The following is a 14,977-nucleotide window of genomic DNA, read 5'->3' on the forward strand; positions in this document are numbered from 1 at the left end:
CGGGAGGAGCCTTGCTCCTTCCTACATTTAAATCGCACCAGCCCCGGCAATTTGCGGATACCGAGCCCGAACTTCGCGCAAAAACTTATTCGCACTGGTCTTGAGCCATTCAATCAACCGAGCGATATCCGGCTCTAACTGCCGGCCGTTTTGACAGATGATGTAGTACGCCGCTGGCGACATCATCACGGGGCTTTTCAACGCAACCAACGCGCCGTCTGCCAATAGGTCATATACCAACGCAGTCCTGCCCAGTGCAATGCCTGTGCCCTTCACCGCCAGACTGATCGCCAGGCTCGAATCCGGAAATCGCGGCCCATGGTGATAAGGCGGCGCCGCCAACCCCTGAAACGCAAACCAGCTTTCCCACCCCGGACACACCTGATCGTCCACCCGATGAATCAGCGGGTACCGGGCGACATCCTCCAGTGAAATATCCCCCTTCAACCGCAGAAATTCTGGCGAGCAAACGGGAAATACCGCGTCGCACATCAGCAATTCAACATGGTGATCCGGATAATCGCCGTACCCCATCACCACCGCGACATCGTATTGATGAGCTTCCAGGCTGGTGCTGTTCATATCGGCGCTAGTCAACACCAGATCGAGGTTGAACGAGGCCTCTGTGTGCGACCCATGCATCCTGGGGATTAGCCATGTCGAGCAGAGAGAAGACGTGCACGAGAGGTACAACGGTCGGGATTTACCGGGGTTGAGCGATTGCAGTACCCCATCCAGCGCCTTGAAAAAGCCATCGGTAACCGGCAACAAGGCTTGCCCCGCTGGCGTCAGCTTGACGCCGCGTGAATGCCGCTCAAACAACTGCACGCCCCACCATTCCTCCAAGCCTGCAATTTGATGACTAATGGCGCTGGCAGTGAGGTTAAGGTCAGAAGCCGCACGCGCAAAACTACCGGTTTGCGCAGCGCTGACGAACGCTTGAAGCATCGGTGTGGGAGGCGGACGCTGAGCCATCAGGTGCTCACTTTGATCAAGATGATCCCGCTAACAATGACGAATGCCGACAGCATCCGTCGCCAACCGAACCGTTCATGAAAGAACAGCGCGGCAATAATGGCGCCGATAATAACACTGGTTTCCCGCAGCGCTGAGACCTTGGCCACCGCGTCCAGCGACAATGCAAACAACACCAATGCGTAGGACGCCAAGTAAAAAACGCCGCCTAATAGGCCGACTCGCCAGTGCCCACGTATCGCTTGAGCCAAAGCCGAGCGCTCTTTGGAAAACGCCAGCAGTGGGATCGGAATACTCTGGAACACCGTCAGGTAGACGATGTACTGCAACACCGTCTCACTGGTTCTTACACCTTTGGCGTCCACTACAGTGTAAGACGCGATAAACGCTCCAGCGCACACCGCCATCAGGATCGGCTTGAACATCTGCGCCGTCATCCGACGCACAAAGGTCAGGCTGATAATTCCCACACATATCAGCGACACACCCACCAGTGCCTGAACTGACAACTGTTCATGCAACAGAAAGTAGGAAAACAGCGCGACCAATACCGGCGGTACCCCACGCATCACCGGGTAAACCTGACCGAAGTCACCCGTTTCGTACGCTTTGATCAGAAATAATCGATAGACCGTATTGAGTACCACGGAGACGAGGATATAACCCCCTACTTCCAGGCTCGGTACACTGACAAGCGGCAACGCCAACAGGCATATCACCAGCGCGGTGCCATCCACCATGGCCAAGGTCATGAAGCGACTGCTACCGGCACGGACTACGGCGTTCCAAGTGGCGTGCATAAAGGCAGAGATCAGGACCAGCGTGATCGCGATATCGGAGTTTTCCATGGGGTTCGGCTTATGGCGGATAGAGGGGGGGATGTAAGTTAGGCGCCTCGAGGCATCATTGTTTGCGTAACCACATCCGTAGCATGTAGCGATTTAGATCGTTCAAGGACTCGCCATCATCAATCACACAACGTGGAATATTCATATCTATAAAGTGCGTGCGGGTATGGAGAAACTTGTTATCGGCTGAAATGAGTACCTGCCCTGGTTCCAGCAACACTCGATGCTGAACCGATGACTGATCGAGAACGGTGTCCAGAAAGTCTAGCGCTTGGGATTGGGCCATGGTTAATGGCACTCCCGCCTTAAGGTGAGCGGACTCAATGTAGACGCGAAAGTATCTGACCAGTGGAATACCTTCATCGGAAAAACTCAGGATAGGCGCTTTGAACAACTGCTCCTCATCTGACATGCCGCGGTTTTCAAAAAAGAAGTCGCATTTAAGTTCTTCCAGTATTTCTGGAAACGCCATCAGCTCCGCGTATACCGCGCTTGCATCAATCAGAATGCTCTCACCTCCCAAAAGCGCTTTTTGTCCGCACGCCAGTATCAAGTAATCGATAGGCAACGGGTCGCTCACTCCATCGTTGTGCACATAGGCACCTTGGCGGGTTTGATGGTATCTCGCACCATCTTCAATGCTCTTACCGCCCCTGTCATAAACCTCAATCACCTTATGACCGAGATGGTTCTGCACCATTGGCACACCGAGTAGAGAACCAAATGTCCATATCAGCGATTTGAAACTCGAAAGTTTGTCGACCTTAAAGCCATCAAGAATCAAAACATGGCTTTCATGATCGATCATGGTTCGGATTCTATCTAGCTCCTTGCTCAGGACGGGTGATTGTAGAGGATTGATGTGCGCGGCTTTGGTATCGAATCGAATTCCCTGACTTTCAGACTCGAACAACGCTCTTGCGCTCAACAGCTCATTAAAAGCACTGTGTGAAAGCCTAGTTTTAAAAACCTCTTGGCGGAAGTTACTGACGTTTATGCTCATCGCAGTCCTTTACGGTGGTTACTTGGAGCGGCCATTTAACTAAGCCCACCCTTTGCGAAAAAGCGAAACTTCGTCAGCCTAGCCATCAAGATTCGTCATGGCAGACTTCTCCTACAGGAAACATGCTTGACGATCTTTGCTGAGATACGGTGATGGTGCGTCAACGCAGGCGATGACACCGGGCCGGTAAGCGAACGCTGTAGCCAGGCACCGCAAAACCCACTGTGGGAGCTGGCTTGCCGGCGATGGCAGTGTGTCAGTCAGTACATCCCGTACTGAGACACCGCTATCGCCGGCAAGCCAGCTCCCACAGTTGATTGGGTTTTACATTGAGGTCGGTAGGACGGGCTCAGTCCGCGATCACCACAATCGACACCCGCCGATTTTCGGTGCGTCCCGCCACTGTGTCGTTGGACGCCACTGGCTGGCTGCTGCCCAGCCCGCGCAGCTGGATGTTTTCTTCTTTCATGCCCACGCCGGTCAACACCGTCGCCACACTTTTGGCACGGCGCAGGGACAGTTGCTGGTTGTAGGTTTCCTTGCCCGACGCGTCGGTGTGGCCGTCGACGCGAACGCGTTCGATACCCACGCCCAGCAGGGCTTTGCCGATACGCTGGACAATCTCGGTACTGGGTTGGTTGAGCGTCTCGACGTCACTGCCGAACAGCACTTTGCCGGACAGGCCGAATGCCCAGCCGTCATCGGTCAGCTCGAAGCCCTGCTGCTTGAGGACGGCCACTTGCGCTGGGGTCAGGCCTTTGGGTGGCGGCGTCTGGCAGCCGCCAAGGGCGAGCAGTGCCACGAGCAGGGTGATAAACATGAAACGCGCGGTCGAGAACAAGGTGTCAGCTCCTGTGTTGAACGTTGGCGGCCGAGTGCTCCGACTCCGCCGTTTGCTGGCCGCCCGAAGACAAACGTTTGGCCTGGTACATCGCCGCGTCGGCGGCATTAAGCAAGGCACCTGGGGTGGCACCATGATCGGGGTAGATGGCGATGCCGATGCTAAGGGACGTCAGTACCTGGGTGTTGCCAGGCACGGGGATCGGCAGGTCCATGCTGGCGATGATCTTGTCGGCAATACGCTCGGCGTCTTGCGCCTTGTGCAACGGCGCCAGCAGGATGGCGAACTCATCGCCGCCCAAGCGCGCCACCAGGTCGTCTTCACGCAATTGCGCACGCACGCGCTCCGCGACGGCGACGAGGACTGCATCGCCGGCGGCGTGGCCAAAGCTGTCATTGATCTCTTTGAAGCGGTCGCTGTCGAGGTAAAGCACCGCCACCTGTTCTTTGGCCTTGGCCGCACTGCGCAGCGCCCGAATCAAACGGCCTTCGAAAAAAGCACGGTTGGGCAGGCCGGTGAGGCTGTCGTGGTTGGCCTGATGGGCGAGGGATTCGTTTTCGCTTTGCAGATGGCTTTGCCAGGCTTCCATCTCGCCGAGCAAGGCGTTGAAGTCACTGCCCAGGCTGTCGAGTTCGGCGATTTTTGCCGGGGGTACGCGGCGGTCGAAGTCGCGTTCACTGCGCGCGGCGTGGGCCACGGCGGCGAGGCTTTGCAGCGGGCCGGTGATGCCGCGCAACAGGCGCCGCGCCAGGTGCAGGGCGATCCACGCGCTGAGCGCAGTGCAGATGAGGATCCCGGCCAGGCCGCTGAGCAGGAAGCGCAGCAAGCTGCCGCCGTGACCGGTGAGGTGGGTGCTGCCGATGACTTGGCCTTGATGCAGGATCGGCTGGCTGATGGGTTGTTCGAGCAGGGTATGCGCCAGCTCCAGCTCGACCCGAGAAAGCATGCCGGTTTCCGGGCGTATCCACTTCGCCAACAACGTGCCGTTGACATCGAAGACTTCGGCCTCGGCCACTTCTTCGGTGGAGGCGATCAGGCTGAGGGCTTCGGTGGCCGCCGCGCTGTCGTTGAACACCACCGCCGCTTCCACGGTGTAATTGATGGAACGTGCGATCAGGTGCAGGTTGTGCTCGGCATAGACCCGCAACGCCAGCACCCCGAGCAAGGTCAGAGAGACACTCGCCAGGGTCACGGCCACCAGCGCCAGGATCAGGTGCCCTCGGCCGATGACGGAACCCAGGGTCGGCCGCACTTTAACAACGGTCATGACGCAGGCGCTCGGCGACGGGACAACTGCAGCACGCTCGGGTGAATGCGTACACCGCTGCGGGCGACGGAGTCGAGGTTGACCTCGAACGAAACCTGCTCATCGCTCACCCGCAGACAGAACAGACTGCCCACCGTGCATTGGTCGCCACCTTCGCTGATGCTCAGTACCGGATGGCCGATCAACGACGTGAACAGCTGGCTGCGCTCATCGGCACTGAGTTTGCCGATGTACACCGCGTCACAGGCATTGACGATATCCGGATGGTTGGCCAGCAGGCGCTGAACCACGACGGGACGGCCGGTGGCCTGGGTGGTGCCTTTGATCAAATCGTCGGTGTACTGGGTCGGGCCAACAACACACAGGCGCAATTGCGCAGGCTCTACCGGCCAGCGCGCATAACTGAGGATACCCAGTACCACTTGGGTGACCGCCTGGGCGCGGTGTGCGGCAAGGCCTGCAGGGTCGGATGCCTGGGCGCAGGCGTGTGGCGCGAGCACACACAGGACCGCCACCAGTAGCAGGCGTCTCCAGCTCAAACTGCGCTCTGTGGACGCGACAGCCACGTTCATGCAGCGATTCTCTCAGGTGTTTTTATAAATGATGCCGCAACGATAGCACAGCGGCGGAAAACCCCACGAAGACGGGCGTCGGCGGGGCTCGCTATTTTTTCAGAAAAATCAGACGCCTGAATAAGAAATATTGCATGAACTGTCAGTCAGTTTTTTCTGATTCGTGACCCAACTCCAGCATCAACCCACTCAAACGCTTGACCTTACGCCTGACGGCTTCTTCAAACACGCCGCCTCGGGGCTCGATCAGGCTGAACCAACGCTTGGCCCGAGTGATGCCGGTGTAGATCAGCTCTTTAGTGAGCACCGGGCTCAACGCATCCGGCAGGATCAGCGCGGTATGCGTGAATTCCGAGCCCTGGGACTTATGCACGGTCATGGCGTACACGGTTTCCACATCGTTCAGACGGCTGGGCAACACAAAACGCACGCCGCCCTGGCCGTCGTTACGCGGGAAAGCCACGCGCAGCACCTGGGGACCGCCGTCGCTTTCGGGCAATTTGAGGGCGATGCCGATGTCACCGTTCATCAAGCCCAGGCCGTAATCGTTACGGGTCATCAGCACCGGGCGCCCCTCGTACCATTGTTCGTCGCCGTCGATCAGCCGTACCTTGCGCAGGGCGGCGGTGATGCGCAGGTTCAGGCCTTCCACGCCCCAGGGGCCTTTGCGTACCGCGCAGAGCAGTTGGAACGCGTCGAAAGCTTGCAGCAGTTGTTGCGCCCAGTGGGTCCAGGCGTCGCTTTCGCGCGGTGTTTCCGGCGACGGACGCGCGCTTTGCAACAGGTTGAGGTAATAGCGATAGCCCTCGGCACCCTCGCCCTGCCCGTCCAGCACCAGGCGTTCCAGGGCGTGATCGTGTTCGCCCTTGAGACTGACGCAAAACAGATCATCGTGACTGCGCGCAGCAAACAGTTTGCGGGCTTCTTCAGGGTTTTGCTGGTTGACCCAGCGCGCCAGTTGGCCGATGCCACTGCCTTCGCCGAAACGTCGCGAGTAACGCAGCATCACCACTTGCTGGGCCAGGGGATGGCTGCCGTCGAGGTCTTCCTGCAGGCCGCTGGCGCTGAGGTCTTCACCGCTGACGGCCTGCAGCCATTGGCGCGTCTCGGCGCTGTAGAAACCGGCTTCGGCGTCGCGGCACAAATCACCGAGCACGGCGCCCGCTTCTACCGACGCCAGTTGGTCCTTGTCGCCCAACAGCACCAGGCGTGCATGGGGCGGCAAGGCGTCGAGCAGGTTGGCCATCATTTCCAGGTCGATCATTGAGGCTTCGTCCACCACCAGCACATCCAGCGGCAATGGGTTGCCGATGTGATGACGAAAATGCCGCGTGCCCGGACGACTGCCCAGCAGGCGGTGGACGGTGGTGACCTGGGTTGGGATTTTTTCCTTCACGCTGTCAGGTACTTTCAGCGACAGCACTTGTTGGCTGATGGACTCGGTGAGGCGTGCGGCGGCCTTACCGGTGGGCGCGGCCAGGCGAATGCGCAGTGGGCTGCCGACTTCCACAGCCGGCGCCTGCAACAGCGCGAGCAAGCGCACCACGGTGGTGGTCTTGCCAGTGCCGGGGCCGCCGGTGACGATGCTGAATGCGCCGCGAGTGGCCAACGCGCAGGCGAGTTTTTGCCAGTCGATCACGCCGTCGGGCGGTGGTTGGTCGAACAGGCTGTTGAGGCGCTGCGGCAAATCAGCGGCGACACTCTCCTGAGTAGCGAGACGCAGGCGCAGGGCGGTGTCGATGCGCCGTTCGTAGGTCCAGTAGCGGCGCAGGTACAGGCGCTTGCCGGAGAGTACCAAAGGGCGACTTTGGGCGGATTCGCGGCCATCGACTGCCAACGCCACCAAGTGACTGGCGGCCAGAGCATGGCACCAGTGGGCGCCGTCCAGGCCGTCGAGCAACTGCGACGGCAGCAGCATGGCGCCGGTTTGCAGGTCGCCTTCAGGCGGCAACGACAGGGCGAAATCCGGCGCCTTGAGGGTTTCGAACAGGTCAAGGCAGACATGGCCGTGGCCCAATTGATGGCTGGTCAGCGCGGCGGCCAGTAGCACCAGCGGGTCCGCCTGTGGATCAAGCTCGTGCAGGAAACCGACAAAGGCTTTGTCCAAGGCACGCAACCAGCCACGGTCGACCCAACGTTCCAGTAATTGCACCAGGTCGGCGGCGCGGCTGAGGGGCGTCAGTTCCTCCAGCGGTAACGGCAACAGGCTCATAACAACACTCCTTGTTCCCAGGCGGGCTCAACCTTGGGCGGGATGGGCTTGCCCTGGAACAGCAGGTCCAGGCCTTCAATCAATTCCCGCGGCGGTCGGGTGAAATACGCCCCCAGGCTCGCGGACTGCGTACCCCGCAGGAAAATGTACAACGCACCGCCGACATGGCGGTCGTAGTCGTAGTCCGGCAGGCGCGCCTTGAGTTGGCGGTGCAGGGCCAACAGGTAAAGCACGTATTGCAGGTCGTACCGATGATCAAGGATCGACTGTTCCATGGCATCAAAGGTGTAGGCCGAATCGTCGGGGCCCAGCCAGTTGGATTTGTAGTCGGCCACGTAATAGCGGCCGTCATGTTCGAAGGTCAAATCGATGAAGCCCTTGAACATACCGTTGAGCAGCACCGGCTCTGCGGCGACGCGGGATACACCGTTGTGGGTGTATTGGCAGACCAGCTTGTCGAGGGCGAGTACGTCGACCTTGTGGCTGGCGAACCAGAATTCCATCTCGATCTGGTACTGCTGCAAACCACTGAGGGAGACGTGGCTGTTATTCACAGGCAATGGCGTTTGCAGCAGGTGGCCGAGCCAGCTGCTGAGGGTAATGATCCAGCCTTCCCAGTTGCGCCGGTTGCAGCGGGCGCCCACGGCCTTTTCGATCGCCTCGGGCGTGACGTTGAATCCGTCCTCCCCTGCCCATTCCAGCAGGCCGTGCAGGAAGGTCCCTGGGTTAGGGCCGCGTGGGAAACGGTGAATGTCGCCGCCGGATGCCGCCACTTCGCGCGGTGCGTCGGGATCGAGGCGTTCGTCATCAAACAGCTTTTGGGCCTGCGGGCTTTCCGGTGCTTCGAGGGTGGCGGCGCTCATGCTGTCGCCGATGCGCAAGGCGCTGTAGGAAGCAATCCACCAGTTTTCTGCAGCCTTGCGTTTGGGCAGGAGGGGCGCTCGCAGCGTGGCTTCGTTGCGGGGTGGGTGGAAGAGGTTGTCTTGCGCTTCGGGCACCTGGCCATAGTGGATTGCCGTGCACCCTTCTTGAAGGTCCAAGAGCCAGCGCGCCAAGCCGGCGGACTCACCCAGTGATGCTCCTGCGCCAAGCAAATAGCCCAGCGCCGACAGGTGCAGTACGGAGTTGTTGCTGTTGCCGCGCTTGAGGTCGGCGATACCCAGCCAGCACGCATGCTTGGCGCGGGTCAGGGCTACGTAGAACAGGCGCAGGTCTTCGGCCAGCCGTTCGTTGTCCGCCTGGGCGATCAGCTCAGGCGTAGGGCGCAGGCTGACGTGGGATTTACCGTTTTCATCATGGTAATGGAGGGGCAATCGGCTGCCGTCCACGGGTTTGGCTGAGCAGATGAAGGGCAGGAAAACCAGGTCGTATTCCAGGCCCTTGGATTTGTGGATGGTCACGACCTTGACCAGTTGTTCATCACTTTCCAGGCGCAGGATTTGTTCTTCGCCCGCCTGGCCGGAAAGTGCCAGGTGTTCAGCCAAATGGCGGATCAGTGCCTGCTCGCCATCAAGTTCAGAAGCTGCCTGTTGCAGCAGTTCACTGAGGTGCAGCAGGTTGGTCAGCACACGCTCACCGTCACTGCGTGCGATCAGGGTTTGCGGCAGCTTGAAGTCGTGCAGCAGGCGACGCAGCATCGGCAGCACGCCTTGGGTGCGCCAGATCGTGCGGTAGCCACGGAACTGCATGACGCGGCTTTCCCACGCCAGCTCGTCCTGGTTCAGGCGCTCCAGTTCTGCCAGTGACAGGTTGAGCGTGACGCAGGCCAGAGCGGCGCGCAGCGGGCGTTCGACATCCGGCTCGGCGCAAGCCTTGAGCCAAGCCAGCAGGTCGTGGGCCTCCTGTGCGGCGAAGACGGAGTCCTTGTCGGACAGGTAGACGCTGCGCACTCCACGGGCGGCCAATTCGCCGCGTACGGCTTGGGCTTCCTTGCCGTCGCGCACAAGGATCGCGATGTCTGACGGGCGTACACCTTTGAAGCTGCCGTCCGGTTGTAGGAAACCTGCGCTGCCTTGCTGCCCGCCGTTGAGCAACTCAACAATGTGCGTGGCACAGGCGGCCGCCAGCTGCTGACGATAAATTACGTTGGAAACCGGCTGGTCGGTGGGTAAATGCCAGAGGTTCATCGCGGGCAGCGTTTGCCCACCGACCTGCAATTGTTCCTTGCGCCCCTGGGACAGTACCGAGTGGAACGGCACCGGGTTTACACCATCGGGCTCGCGGAACAGGAATGCACCACGGCCCGTTTCCGCACGCTGAAACACATGGTTCACTGCCTCGACCATCGCGTGGCTGGAGCGGAAGTTGGTGCCCAACGTGTGGTGGCGGCCGGTGGTGGACTGACGGGCGCGCAGGTAGGTGTAGATATCGGCGCCACGGAAGGCGTAGATCGCTTGCTTGGGGTCGCCGATCAGGAACAGGCCACTGTCGAGGTGGTTTTCTTCAATGCGGTAGATGCTGTCGAAGATGCTGTATTGCACCGGGTCGGTGTCCTGGAACTCGTCGATCAGGGCCACCGGGAATTGCTCGCGGACCACACTGGCCAGGCGTTCGCCGCCGTCGGCTTGCAGCGCGGCGTTGAGGCGGATGAGCATGTCGTCGAACCCCATTTCGGCGCGACGGCGTTTTTCTTCTTCAAAGCGTTTGCCCACCCAGCCGGCGGCGTGTTGCAACACGGCAGCGTCGGGGGTCGGCAGCGCATCGAGAGCCGCCTTGAGACCGGCCATGGCGTCGATGCCAGGATGCTGCGGTGGCTCGCCTTTCCAGGCTTCGGCCATGCCGTCAGGCGTCAGGCGCGTGAAGCCGGTGCCGATGTCGAGTTGTTCGAGGGTTTCGTCAGCAGCCCAGGCACTGATTTTTTCGAACCAGGGTTCGAAGTAGCGCGCCTGCATCTTGCGCCCGTCGACGGCTTTGGCGGCCACGGCTTGCAGGCAGATGTCGCGCAGCTCAGTGGCCCATTGTTGCCAAGGCGCCTTGAGGGTTGTCAGCGCTTCGCGGCGCTCTTGCAGGCAAGCCGTGATCAGTTCTGCGGGCTCGCGGGTTTCATCCGTCGGCCGCTCGCTGCCGAACAACGCGCGTACCCGTGGCATCAACGCAGCAGGTCCACCCCAGTGACTGCGCACCCAGTTGAGCGCGTCGTCATGCATCGGGTAGCAGAACAGCCGCCAGTAATCGCGCAACACTTCGCCGAGCAAATCGCTGTGGTCGGTTTCCAGGGTCTGGGTGAACAGGCTGCCGCTGTCGAACGCATGTTCGCGCAGCATGCGCTGACACCAACTGTGGATGGTCGAGACGGCGGCTTCGTCCATCCACTGGGCGGCGATGTCCAGGCGGTTGGCGCAGGCAGGCCATTGTTCGGGTAGGTAATCCGCGCGCAGATCGGCGATCAGGGCGTCTGGCTGTTCAATCTCTTCGCGAAAAAAACGAGCGGCTTCGGCCAGGCGGATGCGGATGCGTTCGCGCAGTTCTTTGGTGGCGGCATCGGTGAAGGTCACCACCAGGATCTGCGGCGGCAGCAGTTCGCGGCCAAAGCTTGATTCATCGCCCCCGTGGCCGAGGACCAGGCGCAGGTAGAGGGCGGAGATGGTGAAGGTCTTTCCGGTACCGGCGCTGGCTTCAATCAGCTGGCTGCCTTTGAGCGGAAAGGCCAGGGCCAAGGGTCTGCTGGTCATGCGCTGGCCTCCTCGCCGGTGAGTGATCGCCACGGGGCGTTGAGCAGCGGGCGATACAGGGTTTCGCACCAACCTTCGAATTCTTCACTGGCGATGAGTGTGGCGTAATCGGGGAATTGCCGGGTGAGCGCCGGCGTTTCGCGGCGTTCGCCTTCGTTGTTGAGCCCATCACCTTCGTAGGTTTTAACTGCGGCTGCTTCGGCCTTGACGGGGTCGGTCTGGCTGAGCCACGCGAAAGCGGTTTTGACGGCCACGGGCAACGGTTTGCTCATTCCGGCATGCCAGGCGAGCAGCAAGTGGCCGAGGACTTCCTGGGCATTGGCTTTATCCAGAGGCGGCAGCAGCAGGGTGTCATCGCTGGCCACCAAGCCGGTGCTCAGCGGCAGACCGCACGCACAGGCAACCACGTGATTGACCCAAGGGCGAATCAGGCGATGCCACTTGCGGGTCTTGATCGAGCCGATGCTGTTGGGAATGGTGGTAACGCTTAGCAACCCGCCATCACTGCGTCGATGCAGACCGCTGATCCAGCCTTCCAACTGCACGCCGTGATGCTCAAAACTGACCGGTTCGGCACCGGTGTGCGGGGTAGGCCAAAGGGCGAGCAATTGCTGATAGCGTCGCAACAGATCGGGTAAAGGCTCGATCAGTTCGTTGCGCAGGCATTCGCCGAAACCAACCATCGGCAACAGGCCACTGCCTTGCAGGCGCAGGGCCTGGGCGTTCAGGGTCTGGTCGAGCTGATCGGGTCGGGTGAGCGCGGCGTTCAGCAGGCTGTCACTCAGGCTGTAGCGTTGCAGTGCGTCAAGAACGAAGGGCTCTTCGTCGGCCAGCGGGACTTCGGCGGCTTCGAAGAATACTTTCAGGCGCTGGCTGAAGAAGTGTTTGACCGGGTTGCGCAGGAAGTCTTGGAGCTGGCCGAGACTCAGGGGTTCTTCCTGTTGGTGGGGAACCAGGTCGTGTTCTGTCGGGAGGGCATCGGAGGCTTCATGAAGCAACTGCCATTCGCGCGCGTAGCTGAACAGCGCATCGCCTTCATGGAAGTAGCGGGCGCTGAACGGTTGCAGCGGATGCTCTTGGGTCATGGCTTCGATCAGCGGTATGTCACTGTTTGCCAGGTGCCAGCCACTGGCGAGATGGTCACGCAGTTGGCCGATGAGTACCGACGCTGGGCGGTCACTGTTGTCGCGGATGCTGCGGCCGACCCAACTGACGTAGAGCTGGTCACGTGCTGAAAGCAGGGCTTCGAGCAGCAGGTAGCGGTCGTCTTCACGGCGTGAGCGGTCGCCTGGGCGGTAGTCGCTGCCCATCAGGTCGAAGTCCAGCGGTGGTTGCGCGCGCGGGTAATCACCGTCGTTCATGCCGAGCAGGCAAACGAGCTTGAACGGGATCGCACGCATGGGCATCAGAGTGCAGAAATTGACAGCCCCGGCGAGGAAGCGTTGGGACAGGCGACCTTGGTCCAGCCCCGCAAGCCAGGCCTCGCGGACCACTGTGAGAGGTAATTCGTCTTGCAGGCCGACGGATTCGCAGGTTTCCAGCCAGGTTTCCCTGAGTTGTTCGAGTTGGCCCAGCAGGTAGTCATCGTGCTCGCTGCTGGGTAGGAAGAACAGTTGTATCAGGCGTTGCAAGCGCTCGCCCCATTGCGTCGGTGAAGCCGGCAGTGATAACGCTTGATGCGCATCGCTGAGTGCGTCGAGCAAAGCGACCAAAGGGCCGATGAGCGCCGCATCAAGGCCACCGATTTCGTCGTAGGGCTCGATACCATCACACGCGGCGCCGGTGCCGACGGCGTAACCGAGCAACATGCGGCGCAGGCCGAAACGCCAGCTGTTTTGTTCCAGTTCTTTTGGCAGGCCCAGACCGGCACGTTGTTCGGCGTTGAGCCCCCAGCGGATGCCGGCGCCTTCGATCCAGCGATGCAGCGTGGGCAGGTCGCGCTCCTTGATGGCGAAGCGTTCGCGCAGGGCCGGCACGTCGAGCAGATCGAGGATCTCGCTGACCGGGAAGCGGCTGTCGGGCAGTTTCAGCAGGTGTTCGACGGCGATGAGCAGCGGGTCACGGCCGCGTTGGCCTTGGTCGGTCAGGGTGAACGGGATGAAGCGTGGGTCATTGCGTTCGAGTTGGCCGAACACGGCGCGGATGTGCGGCGCATAGCTGTCGACATCCGGGACCATGACGATGACATCCCGCGGGCGCAGCGAGGGGTCGGCACTGAAGCGTTGGAGCAGTTGGTCGTGGAGAATTTCCACTTCTCGCTGCGCGCTGTGGGCGATGTGGAAGCGAATCGAGGTATCACGTTGCAGGTCGACAGCAGGCCATAGCTCGCGTGTTTCATTGAGTGGACGCAATTCCAGGATGTCGTCCTGGAGTTGATTGAGCAGTGTGGTGGGCTCGCTGTCGCTGAACAGGTCGATGCGGCCATCGCGGAATGCAGCGCGGTAGCTATTGGGATCGTCGTAGCTGTCCAGCAGGCTGATGTAGTCACGGCCTTGTTTGCCCCAGGCGGCCAGTAGCGGGTGGGCGTGCTGGTGCAGGGTTTGTGGGTCGATGGTGACCGGCATGCCGGCTTTGCGCGCCTGGCGTTTGTATTCGTTACGCAGGAGGTCTTTGTCGGCGACGATGTCGGACCAATGGTGGCGGCAAGGGTTGTGCACGCAGAGCAGAACTTGGCTGAATCGCGCGAGGCCGGCGAGGGCTTCCAGTGCCTGGGCGGGCAACGAGGAAATGCCGAAAACGATGACTCGGGATGGCAGGCCCTCGGGCGCTTTTTCCAATGTATTGATGCGCTCGATAAAGCGCTGATGAACGCCGGCGCGGCTTTCGGCCATGCCTTCTTCACCAACATCCAGCAGCAGTGCTCGCCATAGTTCGGCTTGCCAGCAGTTGGCAGGGTTGAGTGGCTTGGATTCGCCTCGACCGTTGCGCAGCTGGTGGCGGCCGGCAGCCCAGTCTTCGAGCCAATCGGCACGGTAGACCTGATATTGGTCGAACAGGTCAGCCAGACGCTCGGCGAGTTGGTAGCGTTTGCGCAAATCGGTGTCGTGGGTGAGAAAGCGCTGGAGTGGTTCGAAGTGCGGTTGATCGATAAGCTCCGGAAGCAGGCGCATGAGGCGCCACGTCAGCGGGGCTTTATCGAGCAGGGATTTGGGCGGAATTTCATCTTTTCCCAAGACCATACGGTAGAGCTGCCACATAAAGCTGCCGGGTAGTTGAACATCGATGGCGGCGGCGATGCCGCAACCCCCCATGTCGTCGTCTTCCGGATCTTCCGCCAGGGCCAGCTTGAGCCACTGGGCGATACCGTTGCTTTGGACCAGGGCGATTTCGTTTTCCAGGGGAGCCAGGGGGTAGCGGCGCATCCAGCTGACCACCAGGCTGCGCAGTTCGTCCAGGCGATTGCCGTGAACCACCATGAATCCAGCGCTGAGGGACGTCGCATCCGGCATAACGGCTTCCTTGGGAAAAGCGAAAATCGAGGGTGCGACTTTAGCACTGTGGGCAGTTGTTGGCGGAATTGCGATGTGAGCTGTCTTTTCGACCGCCCAAAACAAAACCCCATCTGCTTTCGCAGATGGGGTTTCGGAA

Annotated in this window: 9 protein-coding genes; all 9 read right to left on the reverse strand. The window is 60.5% G+C overall.

Annotated features, from left to right (window positions below; translation table 11 throughout):
• Positions 1-27: 27 nt before the first annotated feature.
• On the reverse strand, positions 28-975 hold the full coding sequence (locus tag AC4PS7_RS28180) for a LysR substrate-binding domain-containing protein (protein ID WP_044287879.1): 948 nt from the start codon (positions 973-975) through the stop codon (positions 28-30).
• Entirely contained in the window at positions 975-1,823 is an 849-nt protein-coding gene (locus AC4PS7_RS28185; protein ID WP_010206542.1) for an EamA family transporter, read from the reverse strand. The genes AC4PS7_RS28180 and AC4PS7_RS28185 overlap by 1 nt, the downstream gene beginning before the upstream one ends.
• Before the next feature lie 55 nt (positions 1,824-1,878).
• Positions 1,879-2,631, reverse strand: coding sequence for a TauD/TfdA family dioxygenase (locus AC4PS7_RS28190; RefSeq protein WP_241912278.1), 753 nt, complete (start codon positions 2,629-2,631; stop codon positions 1,879-1,881).
• A 544-nt stretch (positions 2,632-3,175) separates the two neighbouring features.
• Entirely contained in the window at positions 3,176-3,667 is a 492-nt protein-coding gene (gene yfiB / locus AC4PS7_RS28195) for an outer membrane lipoprotein YfiB (protein WP_010206544.1), read from the reverse strand.
• A gap of 4 nt (positions 3,668-3,671) precedes the next feature.
• Complete coding sequence (gene dgcN / locus AC4PS7_RS28200) at positions 3,672-4,934, reverse strand: diguanylate cyclase DgcN/YfiN (protein ID WP_010206545.1); 1,263 nt, start codon at positions 4,932-4,934, stop codon at positions 3,672-3,674.
• Positions 4,931-5,506: a regulatory sequestration protein YfiR gene (gene yfiR, locus AC4PS7_RS28205; RefSeq protein WP_137206593.1), complete on the reverse strand. Its 576-nt coding sequence runs from the start codon at positions 5,504-5,506 to the stop codon at positions 4,931-4,933. The genes dgcN and yfiR overlap by 4 nt, the downstream gene beginning before the upstream one ends.
• A gap of 142 nt (positions 5,507-5,648) precedes the next feature.
• Positions 5,649-7,718, reverse strand: coding sequence for an exodeoxyribonuclease V subunit alpha (gene recD, locus AC4PS7_RS28210; RefSeq protein ID WP_010206547.1), 2,070 nt, complete (start codon positions 7,716-7,718; stop codon positions 5,649-5,651).
• Entirely contained in the window at positions 7,715-11,389 is a 3,675-nt protein-coding gene (recB, locus tag AC4PS7_RS28215; RefSeq protein WP_492179865.1) for an exodeoxyribonuclease V subunit beta, read from the reverse strand. The genes recD and recB overlap by 4 nt, the downstream gene beginning before the upstream one ends.
• Complete coding sequence (gene recC, locus AC4PS7_RS28220; RefSeq protein ID WP_492179866.1) at positions 11,386-14,838, reverse strand: exodeoxyribonuclease V subunit gamma; 3,453 nt, start codon at positions 14,836-14,838, stop codon at positions 11,386-11,388. The genes recB and recC overlap by 4 nt, the downstream gene beginning before the upstream one ends.
• Positions 14,839-14,977 lie beyond the last annotated feature (139 nt).

The organism is Pseudomonas sp. DW-iso3, from assembly GCF_058725305.1.

What these genes read in the sequence shown, in the direction of transcription:
- yfiR (WP_137206593.1), bottom strand. Translation starts at nt 5,506, where the DNA reads ATGAACGTGGCTGTCGCGTCCACAGAGCGCAGTTTGAGCTGGAGACGC.
- AC4PS7_RS28180 (WP_044287879.1), bottom strand. Translation starts at nt 975, where the DNA reads ATGGCTCAGCGTCCGCCTCCCACACCGATGCTTCAAGCGTTCGTCAGC.
- recC (WP_492179866.1), bottom strand. Translation starts at nt 14,838, where the DNA reads ATGCCGGATGCGACGTCCCTCAGCGCTGGATTCATGGTGGTTCACGGC.
- AC4PS7_RS28190 (WP_241912278.1), bottom strand. Translation starts at nt 2,631, where the DNA reads ATGATCGATCATGAAAGCCATGTTTTGATTCTTGATGGCTTTAAGGTC.
- recD (WP_010206547.1), bottom strand. Translation starts at nt 7,718, where the DNA reads ATGAGCCTGTTGCCGTTACCGCTGGAGGAACTGACGCCCCTCAGCCGC.
- AC4PS7_RS28185 (WP_010206542.1), bottom strand. Translation starts at nt 1,823, where the DNA reads ATGGAAAACTCCGATATCGCGATCACGCTGGTCCTGATCTCTGCCTTT.
- dgcN (WP_010206545.1), bottom strand. Translation starts at nt 4,934, where the DNA reads ATGACCGTTGTTAAAGTGCGGCCGACCCTGGGTTCCGTCATCGGCCGA.
- recB (WP_492179865.1), bottom strand. Translation starts at nt 11,389, where the DNA reads ATGACCAGCAGACCCTTGGCCCTGGCCTTTCCGCTCAAAGGCAGCCAG.